Source organism: Flavobacterium glucosi (assembly GCF_048286535.1).
In the GTDB taxonomy this organism is placed as follows: domain Bacteria; phylum Bacteroidota; class Bacteroidia; order Flavobacteriales; family Flavobacteriaceae; genus Flavobacterium.
Map to the genome: position 1 here is coordinate 179,707 of NZ_JBLVPK010000005.1, position 14,084 is coordinate 193,790.

9 protein-coding genes are annotated in these 14,084 nt (G+C 35.1%); 7 read left to right on the forward strand and 2 right to left on the reverse strand.

What is annotated here, in order from left to right:
- Positions 1 to 36 precede the first annotated feature (36 nt).
- Positions 37 to 1,626, reverse strand: a complete 1,590-nt coding sequence (gene bshC, locus ACNQGD_RS10955; RefSeq protein WP_417999294.1) for a bacillithiol biosynthesis cysteine-adding enzyme BshC — start codon at positions 1,624 to 1,626, stop codon at positions 37 to 39.
- Positions 1,627 to 1,730: 104 nt separating this feature from the next.
- Between bshC and ACNQGD_RS10960 the strand changes: the two genes are divergently transcribed.
- From ACNQGD_RS10960 to ACNQGD_RS10980, 5 genes are all read left to right on the forward strand, one after another.
- Positions 1,731 to 3,014: an MFS transporter gene (locus tag ACNQGD_RS10960; RefSeq protein ID WP_417999295.1), complete on the forward strand. Its 1,284-nt coding sequence runs from the start codon at positions 1,731 to 1,733 to the stop codon at positions 3,012 to 3,014.
- A gap of 100 nt (positions 3,015 to 3,114) precedes the next feature.
- A complete protein-coding gene (locus ACNQGD_RS10965; protein WP_417999296.1) occupies positions 3,115 to 5,310 on the forward strand; it encodes a B12-binding domain-containing radical SAM protein in 2,196 nt (731 codons plus the stop codon).
- A 100-nt stretch (positions 5,311 to 5,410) separates the two neighbouring features.
- Positions 5,411 to 5,896, forward strand: coding sequence for a biotin/lipoyl-containing protein (locus ACNQGD_RS10970; RefSeq protein ID WP_417999297.1), 486 nt, complete (start codon positions 5,411 to 5,413; stop codon positions 5,894 to 5,896).
- Between the two features lie 99 nt (positions 5,897 to 5,995).
- Positions 5,996 to 7,435, forward strand: a complete 1,440-nt coding sequence (gene accC, locus ACNQGD_RS10975) for an acetyl-CoA carboxylase biotin carboxylase subunit (protein ID WP_417999298.1) — start codon at positions 5,996 to 5,998, stop codon at positions 7,433 to 7,435.
- A gap of 117 nt (positions 7,436 to 7,552) precedes the next feature.
- Positions 7,553 to 9,094 carry an acyl-CoA carboxylase subunit beta gene (locus ACNQGD_RS10980; RefSeq protein ID WP_417999299.1) on the forward strand — a complete coding sequence of 514 codons (1,542 nt, stop codon included), beginning with the start codon at positions 7,553 to 7,555 and terminating at the stop codon, positions 9,092 to 9,094.
- A 105-nt stretch (positions 9,095 to 9,199) separates the two neighbouring features.
- Here ACNQGD_RS10980 and ACNQGD_RS10985 read toward each other — a convergent pair whose 3' ends face one another.
- Entirely contained in the window at positions 9,200 to 10,258 is a 1,059-nt protein-coding gene (locus ACNQGD_RS10985) for a type I restriction endonuclease (protein WP_417994199.1), read from the reverse strand.
- A gap of 305 nt (positions 10,259 to 10,563) precedes the next feature.
- Between ACNQGD_RS10985 and ACNQGD_RS10990 the strand changes: the two genes are divergently transcribed.
- Together ACNQGD_RS10990 and ACNQGD_RS10995 are read left to right on the forward strand one after the other, a co-directional pair.
- Positions 10,564 to 11,520, forward strand: a complete 957-nt coding sequence (locus ACNQGD_RS10990; RefSeq protein WP_417999300.1) for an aldo/keto reductase — start codon at positions 10,564 to 10,566, stop codon at positions 11,518 to 11,520.
- 245 nt (positions 11,521 to 11,765) lie between these two features.
- A complete protein-coding gene (locus tag ACNQGD_RS10995) occupies positions 11,766 to 13,877 on the forward strand; it encodes a response regulator (protein ID WP_417999301.1) in 2,112 nt (703 codons plus the stop codon).
- Positions 13,878 to 14,084 lie beyond the last annotated feature (207 nt).

Here is a 14,084-nt window from a genome sequence, read left to right on the forward strand (position 1 = left end):
TTTTACAAATTCGGCATTCAAATAACTGTAATCTGATTAAAATGTAATAATATCAAATTTGTTGTCCAATGGTTTGAGCTGATTTACCAATATTGGAATCAGATTCTCACCGTTTTCTAAATAAAATTCTGAAAAATTAGTTTGACGTTCCTGTAAACTTTGGTTGGGAAACAACTCGTTTTGCAAGTCTGTAATGCGATGTAAAATATCGTTCAGTTTTCTTTTTTGTGCTTTAAGCAACCGTTTTTCCAGATTATCTAATCCCTTAGTTTGTTTCACTTCCTGCGCTTTTACCGCTCCAATGAAAGATTCATCCGTTTTGTTTGCTACTGTATAAAGCGCTTCAAATTGTTTCTGCAATTGCTCTTTTAGATGTGCTAAATCGATTGGGAAATCCGATAATTGTTTGGTTTTAACAGTTACTAAATTGGCTTGTTTTGAAAATAAATCTGCCCAATTCAATTCTAATTTGTCTGCTTTTTTAGCTTGTTTTTCGGTTGCCAATAGTACCGAATTTCGTAGTAAAAGCATAGGGAAAGTCACTTTTGCGGAAGCAAAAAACGATTTCAATTCCAACCAATACGCAATTTCTCCGCCTCCGCCAATGTAGCATAAATTGGGTAAAATCACTTCCTGATACAACGGGCGCATAATCACATTAGGACTAAATTTCTCGGGGTTGTTTTCTAAAAGTGATAAGATTTCCGTTTCAGAAAACTCAATTTTTGTATGATTTACTTTGTAGGTATCGTTTTCAAAGATGATGCGTTCGCGTAAATTATCCTCAATATAAAACAAATTGATTTCACGAGGATTTACTTGAATCGTGTAGTCTTTAAGTTTTTCAGCAGTTTCGAGTACTAATGGATGTGAGGATTGATGCAGTAATTCTTCTTTTACAAAAGGAATAAAATTGCGTTTTAAATCGTGATCATCAGCATCTAGAATAACTAAGCCATACGTTCCAAAAAGTACATTCGCTAAATGTCTTGTGGCATCGGCTAGATTGTTGTGATTGAGGTATGAATCCTCAAATAATTTTTTTATGGTGTTTGCATTCAAACTTGAACCAATTTCCAATGCAAATATTTCCAAAAATTCATCCAAACCCTCAGTAGATAATCGTCCAACTGGCCCCGTACTTTCTCTATTCCAGTGGAATTTTTTTCCTTTAAAACTAAAATAATTAATTTCTTCAAAATCATGGTCTTCGGTAGCCATCCAATAAATGGGAACGAAGTTATACGTTGGGTATTTCGCTTTTAATTCGGTTGTCAAATTAATAGTCGAAATAATTTTATACAAGAAATACAAAGGACCACTGAATAAATTCAATTGATGTCCTGTAGTGACGGTAAATGTATTTGTATTGCTTAAACTATCAATATTTTGTTGGGTAAAAGCAGAAGTTTCAATATTTAAATATTGCTTTTGCAAAACAGAAACCAATGTTTTTCGGGTAGCATCATCAAAATTTGCTTGCTTCTCCAGAATTTGCTCTTCAAAGTTCTCAAGCGTTGGAAATCTGTTGTATAAGGATTGTAAGTTTGTTTTTTGGTCTAAATAATCATTCATCAAAGGAGAGAAATATCCGGAATTCTGATAGCTGATACAGTCGGTTGGCATAATAAATTTTTATATGTTGCTAAATTACCAATAATAATTGGAACTATAATATTTGTTACTTTCGAAAAATAATATCAATTTTATCGAAATATTTTAACATTCCTATGAAAGATAATTCAAATCCGAATAAAGAAAATTCATTAAAACATGTTCTTTTTGGCAGTTTAATTGGTACAACTATAGAGTTTTTCGATTTTTATATTTATGCAAATGCAGCCGTTTTGGTTTTTCCTCAATTGTTTTTCCCTTCAACAGACAGTACAAATTCGGTTTTGCTATCTCTGGCGACGTTTTCGATAGCTTTTCTTTCTCGACCTCTTGGTTCGGCGGTTTTTGGTCATTATGGAGATAAAATCGGTCGCAAGACTACCTTGGTAGTCGCTTTGTTGACGATGGGTATTTCTACGGTGAGTATTGGTTTTTTGCCAAGTTATGCTAGCATTGGAATTGCTGCCCCTTTATTACTAATGTTGTGCCGCTTTGGTCAAGGAGTGGGTTTAGGAGGAGAGTGGGGTGGAGCCGTATTATTGGCCATCGAAAATGCTCCGCCTAATAAACGCGCTTGGTATGGTATGTTTCCCCAATTGGGAGCTCCAATAGGCTTATTGCTTTCGGGAGGGACTTTTTTGATTTTGACAGATACGATGACTGCCGATGCTTTTCTGGATTACGGTTGGAGGATTCCGTTTATTGCGAGTTCGTTATTGGTAGTCGTAGGTTTTTATATCCGATTAAAAATCACCGAAACTCCCGCTTTTGAAAATTCTAAAAAAGAACAAGAGGAAGTGAAAATTCCATTTTTCACTTTATTGAAATTTTATAAAAATCAATTGATTTTTGGCACATTTGCTGCTATTACTACTTTCTTAGTGTTTTATCTTATGACGGTATTTACGCTCAGCTGGGCAACTTCTGATTTGGGTTATTCCAAAAGAGATTTTCTGTTAATGCAGTTGTTTTCGGTATTGTTTTTTGCACTTTTTATTCCTGTATCGGCCCTTATCGCAGATCGTATTGGACGTAGAAAGATGCTAATTTATGCCACGACAGCTATTGCTTTTTTTGGTTTTGCATTTTCTTTTTCCTTAAACTCAGGCAGTACTATTTTAGTGACTCTGTTTTTATGTGTCGGAATGGCTTTGATGGGATTTACTTATGGTCCTTTGGGGACTTTCTTATCGGAATTGTTTCCTACTACCGTTCGTTATTCGGGTACTTCTTTGGCATTTAATTTGGCAGGAATCATCGGAGCGGCTTTTGCACCCATGATTGCAATTTGGTTGGCAACGCAGTATAGTTTGACCTATGTTGGTTTTTATTTGAGTACCGCAGCCTGTATCTCTTTATTTTCGTTGTTGATGATTAGTAAAGAAGAGCATAAGTTTTGATCGCTGTCAACTTCAATCTTATTCACAATCAAAATGTAGTCTTTCACTTTTTGTGGAAAGAACAGAATTATCCCTTATTTTTGCATCAAACTTATTCCTTTTGAAAACCAAACTTTTTCTCATCACGCCTCCTTTTACCCAACTGAATACGCCGTATCCGGCAACCGCTTATATCAAAGGGTTTCTGAATACCAAAAATATTGAGTCTGTTCAGGCAGATTTGGGTATCGAAGTGATTTTGAAATTGTTTTCGAAAGAAGGACTTGAAAATTTGTTTAAAGTTTCAGGTTTAAAGTTTGAAGAAATCTCAGACAACTCAAAACGTATTTACGCTTTACAAGACGAATATCTTAAAACCATCGATCCTGTTATTGCTTTTTTACAAGGGAAAAATCCAACCTTGGCTCTTCAAATTTGTCAGGAAGATTTTTTGCCGGAAGCTTCTCGATTTGCACAATTGGAAGAACTCGACTGGGCTTTTGGAACTATGGGAACACAGGATAAAGCGAAACATTTAGCAACTTTATACCTTGAAGATATTTCTGATTTTATTGTGGAATGTGTCGATGCTAATTTTGGTTTCAGCCGCTATGCAGAACGTTTGGGAAGAAGTGCAAATTCTTTTGACGAGTTGTATGAGGCCTTGCAACAAGAACCAACCTATATCGATAAAATACTTCTTTCGATTCTAAAAGAGAGAATTGAAACCATTCAACCTACATTATTCCTGATTTCGGTTCCGTTTCCAGGGAATTTGTATTCGGCTTTTCGTTCGGCACAATGGGTGAAAAAGCATTATCCTGAAATTAAGATTTCAATGGGTGGCGGTTTTCCAAATACCGAATTGCGTTCGCTTACGGATGCTCGAGTGTTTGAGTTTTTCGATTTTATTACGTTGGATGATGGTGAAGCACCAATTGAAGCGCTAATAAACGCTGTCTCTTCGAGCGCAGTCGAGAAGCAATATAAAAGAACTTTTCTTTTAGAAAACGGAAAAGTCGTTTACAAAAATAATTCTCTAAAACACGATTACAAACAATCACAGGTAGGAACGCCCGATTATTCTGATTTGCTTTTGGATAAATACATTTCGGTTATCGAAATTGTGAATCCCATGCACCGAATGTGGAGCGACGGACGCTGGAACAAACTCACTATGGCGCACGGTTGCTACTGGGGGAAATGTACGTTTTGTGATATTTCTTTGGACTATATCAAAGTCTACGAACCTGTTGCTGCCAATTTATTGTGCGACCGAATGGAGGAAATGATTGCTCAAACAGGCGAGAACGGATTTCATTTTGTTGACGAAGCGGCACCTCCGGCTTTGATGCGTGCTTTGGCTCTTGAAATCCTTCGAAGGAAATTAGCGGTAACGTGGTGGACCAATATTCGATTCGAAAAAAGCTTTACCAAAGATTTATGTTTACTTCTAAAAGCTTCCGGGTGTATTGCCGTTTCCGGCGGTCTCGAAGTCGCTTCCGATAGATTGTTAAAACTAATAGACAAAGGAGTAACGGTAGAACAAGTGGCGAAAGTCACCCGAAATTTTACTGAAGCAGGCGTAATGGTGCATGCGTATTTGATGTATGGTTACCCAACGCAAACCATTCAGGAAACTTTGGATAGTCTCGAAATGGTTCGGCAATTATTTGAAGCTGGAGTATTGCAATCGGGATTTTGGCATCAATTTGCGATGACGGCGCACAGTCCCGTGGGCTTGTATCCAGAGAAATTTGGTGTGATAAAGGAAACCCAAATTTTGGGAACTTTCGCTAATAACGATATTAATTATACCGATGCAACAGGAATCGATCATGATAAATTCAGTTTTGGACTCAAGAAATCCTTGTTTAATTTTATGCACGGAATCTGTTTTGATTACGAATTACAGGATTGGTTTGAATTTAAAATTCCAAAGACTAAAATTTCACCTGATTTTATATTTGATGCTTTACACGAAGAAGATGATTTCAATATAAAATCTACAGCCAAAATCGTTTGGTTAGGCGGGAAGCCGTTTACAGAACATTTTACCAAAACCAAAAAAGGAAATTCTTGGGAACTGATGACCTTAACTTTTCATGATAAAAAGGAAAGTTTCAGTATTCAAACGAATAAAATGGAAGGAGAATGGCTGGTAGAAATCTTGCTGAAAATTTCCGTTTCGAATGCTAAAATTTATACATTTCAAGAAATTAAAGCTGATTTTGAAATGAAATTGGAAGACTTTGAATTATTTTGGTACTCCAAACCTATTAAAACACTTAGAGAGTTTGGATTATTAGTGTTATAAATTTATTTCCTATAACTATATCTATTTAGCATAAAATTTAATTTTTGGTTTACGAAAACGTTTTCTTTTTCCTATTTTTACGATTCTAAAATAGAAACAAATGAGTATTGGTTATAAAGTTAATGTAAACGACACTTTTCATTTTGATTTGGAAAATGAAAGTGTTTCACAACTGGATGCAGTGAGCGTGGAAACGAATAAGTTCCATGTTTTACACAAAAACACTCCTTATCAAGCGGAAATTATTACTTCTGATTTTCTTCAAAAAAACTATACCGTCAAGGTAAATAACAACACTTACATCGTTGCCATTTCAAATACTTTGGATATTTTGATTAAGGAAATGGGATTCGAAACGGGACTTACCAAACAGGTCAATTTTATCAAAGCACCTATGCCCGGATTAATTCTAGAAATCAGTGTTGTGGTAGGGCAAACTGTAAAAGAGAATGACAATCTGATTATTTTGGGTGCCATGAAAATGGAAAACAGTTTTCTTTCCCCACGTGATGGCGTTATCAAAACCATAACGGTACTTATGGGAGATGCCGTGGATAAAGGACAGTTGTTAATTGAATTCGAGTAACGAGAAAAAAGTAAGAAGCAAGAACCAAGAAAATAGTTAGAGATAATTTAACTTGATTCTATCAGCGAAGCGGTCTGACTTCTTTTATCTATTTAAAATATGAAAAAAATATTAGTTGCCAATAGAGGGGAAATCGCCATCAGGGTGATGAAAACCGCACAAAAAATGGGCATTAAAACGGTTGCAGTTTATTCTACTGCGGATAGAAATGCACCACACGTAAAATTTGCTGACGAAGCCGTTTGGATTGGAGAAGCTCCTTCGAGTCAATCTTATTTATTAGGTAGTAAAATCATTGAAGTGGCGAAAGCCTTAAATGTAGATGCCATTCATCCGGGTTATGGATTTTTGAGCGAGAATGCTGATTTTGCTGAGGAAGCGGAGAAAAACAATATTATTTTTATTGGTCCAAAGTCGAAGGCGATAAAAATCATGGGAAGTAAACTTGCGGCTAAAGAAGCCGTTAAGCAATACAATATTCCGATGGTTCCCGGTTTTGACGAAGCTATTACTGATGTCGAAAAAGCAAAAGTCGTTGCCAAGGAAGTTGGTTTTCCAATACTAATAAAAGCTTCAGCAGGTGGTGGTGGAAAAGGAATGCGTGTGGTAGAAAGCGAAGGTGATTTCGAATCTCAAATGGATCGGGCCATCAGTGAAGCGATTGCCGCTTTTGGAGACGGTTCTGTTTTTATCGAAAAATATGTGGGTTCGCCAAGACATATCGAAATTCAAATTATGGCGGACAGTCATGGGAATGTGTTGTATTTATTTGAAAGAGAGTGCAGCATCCAGCGCCGTCACCAAAAAGTAATTGAAGAAGCGCCTTCTTCGGTTTTAACACCGGAATTGCGTAAAAAAATGGGTGAGGCAGCCGTTTTGGTGGCTAAATCCTGTGATTATTTGGGTGCGGGAACCGTCGAATTTTTATTGGACGAAAACAATAATTTCTACTTCTTGGAAATGAATACCCGTTTGCAGGTGGAACATCCCGTTACGGAATGGATTACCGGAACCGATTTGGTCGAACTGCAAATAAGAGTGGCACGGGGAGAAGCATTGGCAATCAACCAAGAAGACTTGAAAATAAAAGGACATGCGATGGAATTGCGAGTGTATGCCGAAGATCCTATGAATGATTTCTTGCCAAGCGTGGGTCATTTGGATGTCTATCAATTGCCTGTTGGCGAAGGAATTCGTGTGGATAATGGTTTTGAGCAAGGGATGGATATTCCCATTTATTACGATCCGATGTTGGCCAAATTAATCACTTATGGAGAAACTCGTGAAGAAGCAATCCAGATTATGCTCAAAGCGATTGAAGACTATCGTGTGGAAGGTGTGCAAACGACCTTGCCTTTCGGGAAATTTGTTTTTGAGCATGAGGCTTTTCGTTCCGGGAAATTTGATACCCATTTCGTAAAGAACTATTACAACGCTGATATATTAAACAAACAAATGGCGCAAGAAGCCGAAATTGCTGCTTTGGTGGCGTTGAAACAGTATTTTGAAGATCAAAAAATCGTACGCTTACTAAATTAAAATATTTTTTAACCATTAAGAAATTAAGAAAAATTAAGTACTGCTTTTTCGAAATGAAACTTAAATCTTAATGGGTTTTGAATAAAATTAGCGAGTTAGCGGTTAAAAAAGAGCACTATGAAAGACAAAATAAATACATTAAACGATAAAATTGCCGAAGCTCATTTGGGTGGAGGTAAAAACAGAATTGCAAAACAACATTCCAATAAAAAGCTAACGGCGAGAGAACGTGTCGAGTATTTGATGGACGAAGGTTCTTTTGAAGAAATCGGGATGTTGGTCACGCACCGAACATCTGATTTTGGAATGGAAAAAGAACTGTATTATGGTGATGGAGTCATTACGGGATACGGAACCATAAACGGACGATTGGTTTATATTTTTGCGCAGGATTTTACGGTTTTTGGTGGTTCGTTATCCGAAACCCATGCCGAGAAAATCTGTAAAGTCATGGATATGGCCGTCAAAATGGGAGCGCCCATGATTGGACTAAATGATTCTGGTGGCGCACGTATTCAGGAAGGTGTTCGTTCTTTAGGCGGTTATGCCGATATTTTTTACAGAAACGTACAAGCTTCAGGAGTTATTCCGCAAATCTCTGCGATTATGGGACCTTGCGCCGGTGGAGCGGTATATTCTCCAGCGATGACTGATTTTACGATGATGGTTGAAGATACCAGTTATATGTTTGTAACAGGGCCAAATGTGGTAAAAACCGTAACCAATGAAACCGTGACTTCGGAGGAATTGGGTGGGGCGAGTACGCATTCTACTAAATCGGGTGTGGCACATTGCACGTCAACAAATGATGTGGAATGTCTGGAGGATTTAAAACGCTTGTTGAGTTATTTGCCACAAAGCAACAAAGAAAAAGCAGACAATTTACCTTACGAATTGAACGATGAGGTTCGGGCTAAATTAGCGACTATTATTCCGGATAATCCCAACAAACCGTATGATATGCATGAGGTGATTGGTGGAATTATTGATGAAGATTCGTTTTTTGAAATTCATAAAAACTATGCCGAAAATATTCTGGTGGGTTTTGCTCGATTGGGAGGAAAAAGCATTGGAATTATAGCGAACCAACCAATGATTTTAGCCGGTTGTCTCGATGTGAACAGTTCGAAAAAAGCAGCACGATTTACCCGTTTTTGCGATTGTTTTAATATTCCGTTATTGGTTTTGGTAGATGTACCAGGGTTTTTACCGGGAACCGACCAAGAATGGAGCGGAATTATCGTTCATGGTGCGAAATTATTGTATGCTTTAAGCGAAGCAACTGTGCCCAGAGTGACCGTGATTACCCGTAAAGCTTATGGTGGTGCGTATGATGTGATGAACTCGAAACACATTGGTGCCGACATGAATTTTGCTTGGCCAACTGCCGAAATTGCTGTAATGGGGGCCAAAGGTGCCTCTGAAATTATCTTTAAAAAAGAAATCAATGACGCCGAAGACCACGAGGCAAAACTCTTGGAAAAAGAAGCGGAATATGCCGATTTGTTTGCTAATCCGTACACCGCAGCGCAACGTGGTTTTGTAGATGAGGTGATCTTACCGCAAGATACCAGACGCAAATTGATAAAAGCGTTTAGTATGCTCGAAAATAAAGTAAGTGTGACTCCGAATAGAAAACACGGGAATATTCCTTTGTAATTGTTGGATAGAATTGAAGAAACCACCTGATGTAGGTGGTTTTTTGTATTTTCAGTTATGAAGATTTATTCAGGCGAAATTAGTAGAGTATTGACTAAATTCCTGTTATTTTTCATACGCTTCAATTGTTTTTAATAGCAGTTCAGAATAATTAAAAATTTCATCTAAATTTCCAATTTCGTTTTTAATCTCTTTTTTGTTCTCGTCAAATGTTCCAATATATTTCTTACCTCCATTTAAGTAAAGTCTGCATACTGCTTTACGATTATTGTCGTCAAGGAAAACAGCAAAATAGGATTGAGCGTCTCGATACGTTACTCTTGTTGCAGGAGTTTTTTGTCGCAAGATTGTTTTGACAATTAGAAATCCTTCTAATTCCTCTCCAGTTGTATTGATTTTACTAATGTCTTCTAAATTGGGTTCGATAGAAATGTTAATCTCATTGATTTTTTCATCTTCTTTTGATAAAGCAGTTTTTAATCTTTCAGTGATTAAATCGCTAATATGTTGCTGAATGGATTTTTTTGTTAATTCAGTAAATTGTTCTAAAACTTTAGCGGTTACAACACTTGGATACACTTGTTTTGCAAAATGTTTTACAAATTCAGGTGTCGGATTTATAAGCTCTTGATTCAAAATATGTTTTAGTTCATTCATGAATTTTAATTCACTTGCAGTATTTACAATGCTTTCAGCATCAAAATTAGTTTTATGAAATTTCTTCAATTCTTCAATTTGATTGTCTTTAATATCTGTAATATTGAATTCTAAAAATGGTTTTTCATCCATTTTGTTTGGAGAAACTAAATCAGAATAAAATCGGTATACTATTCCATTTGTCAAAATTCCAAATTTAGCTTTTGAAACATGAAAATACCTTAATAATTGACCATCATGAATATTTAAGTTTTGTGCCCAATGCTTACATTCAATCAATATTGTTGGATTTCCATCCTTAAAAATGGCATAATCAATTTTCTCACCTTTTTTAATTCCAATATCTGCGATAAACTCCGGAACAACTTCTAAAGGATTAAAAATATCATAACCGAGACTTTGCAAAAAGGGCATCACAAATGCATTTTTTGTAGCTTCTTCAGTTTGTATTTGATCTTTGTGCTTTGTTCGGTCAGCAATTACTTTAATTTGGTCTTTTAAATCCATGATTTTATAGTGTATTTGTTGTTAATTTTAAATCCTAATTATGCTAATCATTATGTTTAGTGACTTTGCATTTTTTGTATATAAATAACTAAAATTGATTTAGTTAAATAAAATGCTTTTGTTGTTAAACAAATTAAAACCTCTTTTTTTGCTATACTTTACGGTTTCCCGTAAATGAGTAATAATTTTTTAATTAGTAAATTGCTTTAAAAACCGGTTGGTGTATTTTTAGTTTCATTTTACATTTTACTATCTTTCGCCACAGGCTAAAAAAGAAAACTGGAATTGATTAAAAAGACAACTAAATGAAGTACAGTAGATGTGGAAAAAGTGGTTTGTTACTGCCCCAAATTTCTTTGGGATTATGGCACAACTTCGGTTCGGTAGATAATTTTGAAAATGGAGAAAGTATTGTAAAAGTAGCTTTTGATAAAGGGATTACCCATTTTGATTTGGCCAACAATTACGGTCCGGTTCCGGGTTCGGCAGAGACTAATTTTGGTAAAATACTGAAAAATAATTTTCAGGGAAACCTACGCGATGAAATGGTGATTACGACCAAAGCCGGTTACACCATGTGGAACGGTCCTTATGGCGACTGGGGTTCCCGAAAATATTTATTATCAAGTTTAGACCAGAGTTTGAAACGTATGAATCTGGAATATGTGGATATTTTTTATTCGCATCGTTTTGATCCGGAAACGCCTCTGGAAGAAACCATGATGGCTTTGGATTATGCCGTACGAAGCGGAAAAGCATTGTATGCGGGGATTTCGAATTATAATGCCGAACAGACAAGGGAGGCTACTGAAATCTTGAAACGATTGGGAACACCTTGCTTGATTCATCAAGTGAAATATTCAATGTTTGTGCGAGAACCGGAAGCGGGATTGCTAGATGTTCTCGAAGAGGAAGGAGTGGGTTGTATTGCTTTTTCACCTTTGGCACAAGGACTTTTAACGGATAAATACTTGAAAGGGATTCCAGAAAATTCAAGAGCTTTTAATCCAAATGGTCATTTAAAAACAGATGAGGTATCGGAGGAAAGAATCCAGAAAATCATTCAATTGAATGCCATTGCAGAGCAAAGGAATCAATCATTGGCACAAATGGCTTTGGCTTGGTTATTAAAAGACAACCGAATCACTTCTGTTTTGATTGGTGCCAGTTCCGTTAGTCAATTAAATGATAATATTGACAGTTTGCTGAGCTTGGATTTCTCCATAGCTGAATTATTGGAGATTGAAAATATTTTGGGATAATTATAAAAGTTTGATCGGGAACTGAAAATTAAAGATTTAGATGAGTCAAGAATCAAGGTTTGATCACTTTTGCAATAGTATTCCGTTGATAAATAAACCTTTATTATAATAGGCTCCATCGTTTTGCAATGGTGGAGTTTTTTTTTATAATAAAAAAGGTTAACTTGCGCCAAATATAAAAAGTGATATATCTTACAAAATAAAAGGTGTGTTTTAGTTTTACTTTTTAGATTTGAATGTATTCCATGAAGAGATTGATTAATTTAAATACGTATTCTAAACTACTGTTGTTGATAATTTCAACAAGTATTTTCTTTTTTCTAATTTATATCTCACTATATTTTTATACGATTCAAGAAGAACATCATTTTTATAAAACCACTTACAATCAGTACGATAAAGAAGTTAAGTCTTTGTTTAGGCTCAATTCTAAAACACCTACAGCTACTATTATTGATGTTACCCATTGGGACGATTTGGTCCGTTTTACAAAAACAAAAGATGAAAAGTGGTATGATAAATATATTTTAAGGGAATTTGAATCGTATGAAGCGGATTACATTGGTGTATATGGTTTTGATCAAAAACTAATAAATAAAACAGCTTCGTCAAAGATTAAAAGTCTTGATTTTGTTCCAAAAGAGATGATGTCAGTACTTTATAAATCTAAACTTAAAAGATTTTATATAAAAATACCAGAAGGTATTGTTGAGGTTTTTGGCGCAACAATTCACCCTTCAAATGATCCTAAAAAGAATAAAACGAAACCTTCGGGCTATTTTTTTATGGCCAGGCTTTTAGACGAACCCTTTTTTAATGCTTTAGGGAATATAAGTAGCTCAAAAGTAAATTTGGCTTCAAGTGATTTTGTAATTGCAAATGAAGATGATTTTGTTATTGTAGGTCTAGATTTAAAAGATTGGAAAAATGAAGTTGTTGCCAAATTACTTTTTAAAAGACCTTTCAATTTAAATTACACGAATACTAAAGTGATTCTTTTTATTGTTGTTCTGGTTTCTTTAATTAACATTTTTGTCTATGTTTATTGTACAAAAAGATGGGTTTATAATCCACTAAAGTTAATTAAAAGCATTCTGGAAACAGGTAATGTAAATTCTATAAATAGTTTAAAAAGATCTGATGGTGAGTTTGGATACATTGGAAACCTATTTGAAGAAAACAGTAATCAACGGAAACAATTAGAAATTTCTAAACAAAAAGCAGAAGAAAGTGACACCTTAAAATCCTCTTTTTTGGCTAATTTATCGCATGAAATCAGAACGCCCATGAATGCCATAATGGGATTCAGTGATTTACTTCATGATACAAAATTAGAAGAAGAGGAGCGATTAGAGTATTTGAAAATTATAAAAAATAGTGGTGGTAATCTGGTTTCAATTATCGAAGATCTTATCGAAATGTCTAAAATTGACGCCAAGCAAATTATGCCTAATTATAAAGGATTAGATATAGAAAAGTGTATTACAGAATTGTATGATTCCATTAAGGTTACGATTCCTAAAGACAAAGAAATCCAGTTTTATATTCTTGAAAACCCGGAAAAGCTTCATGGAAATGTTCTAACGGATGAAACGAAACTTAAACAGATTATCGTCAATTTAATAACCAATGCGTTAAAATTTACCGATAGAGGTTTTGTGGCTTTTGGATATTCAATAAACAAAGAAAAAGAAGTTTTAGAATTTAAGATTGAAGATTCAGGTATGGGAATCAGCGAAAATTATTTAAAAGTGATTTTTGATAGATTTAGAAGGATAGAAGGCGATGGATCTGTTGAATTATCCGGATTAGGTCTTGGGCTGTCTATTACAAAAGCGTATGTAGAAATGTTAGGTGGAGAAATAAAGGTAAAATCCACAATAGGACTGGGTTCCGTTTTTTCATTTACGATACCATTAAAATTGGATCAAACGGTAAAAGCAATAAAACCCAAAAAAGTAAAATCTCTTTACAGGAATTTTGACAATGAAATTATTTTAGTTGCAGAAGATGATACCATTAATTTCTTGCTGCTGAGAAAAATTATTGAATCAAAAAACCATACGGTTATAAGAGCTAAAAACGGACAAGAAGCGGTAGATATTTGTACCAAAAACCCAAACATTACTTTGGTGTTTATGGATATAAAAATGCCCGTTTTAGATGGTTATCAAGCCTACGAAAAAATTAAATTGATAAAGCCAGAGCTTCCCGTTATTGCTCAAACTGCCTATTCCTCATTTGAAGAGAAAGAGAAAATGATGCAATTTGGTTTTATGGACTGTATCACAAAACCATTGGATAAGGAAAAAGTATTTGAACTGCTGGATACTGTTTTTATGGAAAGCAATAAATAAATTCAGGATACTTAAACTTGAATTGTTGCTTTTAACGGTGCAGTATTTACTTATTTCAAAAGTTTTTCAAAATTTTAGAATCAGACTTGTTTTAGTCTTGCGTTTTTTTAAACTTTTCCGCCCATTTATAGCTGTAATTTTACTAGATTTAAAACATTACTAAGCATACGGGAATAGTTATTCAATTTTTGAAATGATTTTAAACTG

Excerpts from the sequence above, each read along its gene's own strand:
- bshC (WP_417999294.1), bottom strand. The coding sequence starts at position 1,626 with ATGCCAACCGACTGTATCAGCTATCAGAATTCCGGATATTTCTCTCCT.
- ACNQGD_RS10960 (WP_417999295.1), top strand. The coding sequence starts at position 1,731 with ATGAAAGATAATTCAAATCCGAATAAAGAAAATTCATTAAAACATGTT.
- ACNQGD_RS10970 (WP_417999297.1), top strand. The coding sequence starts at position 5,411 with ATGAGTATTGGTTATAAAGTTAATGTAAACGACACTTTTCATTTTGAT.
- accC (WP_417999298.1), top strand. The coding sequence starts at position 5,996 with ATGAAAAAAATATTAGTTGCCAATAGAGGGGAAATCGCCATCAGGGTG.
- ACNQGD_RS10980 (WP_417999299.1), top strand. The coding sequence starts at position 7,553 with ATGAAAGACAAAATAAATACATTAAACGATAAAATTGCCGAAGCTCAT.
- ACNQGD_RS10985 (WP_417994199.1), bottom strand. The coding sequence starts at position 10,258 with ATGGATTTAAAAGACCAAATTAAAGTAATTGCTGACCGAACAAAGCAC.
- ACNQGD_RS10990 (WP_417999300.1), top strand. The coding sequence starts at position 10,564 with ATGAAGTACAGTAGATGTGGAAAAAGTGGTTTGTTACTGCCCCAAATT.
- ACNQGD_RS10995 (WP_417999301.1), top strand. The coding sequence starts at position 11,766 with ATGAAGAGATTGATTAATTTAAATACGTATTCTAAACTACTGTTGTTG.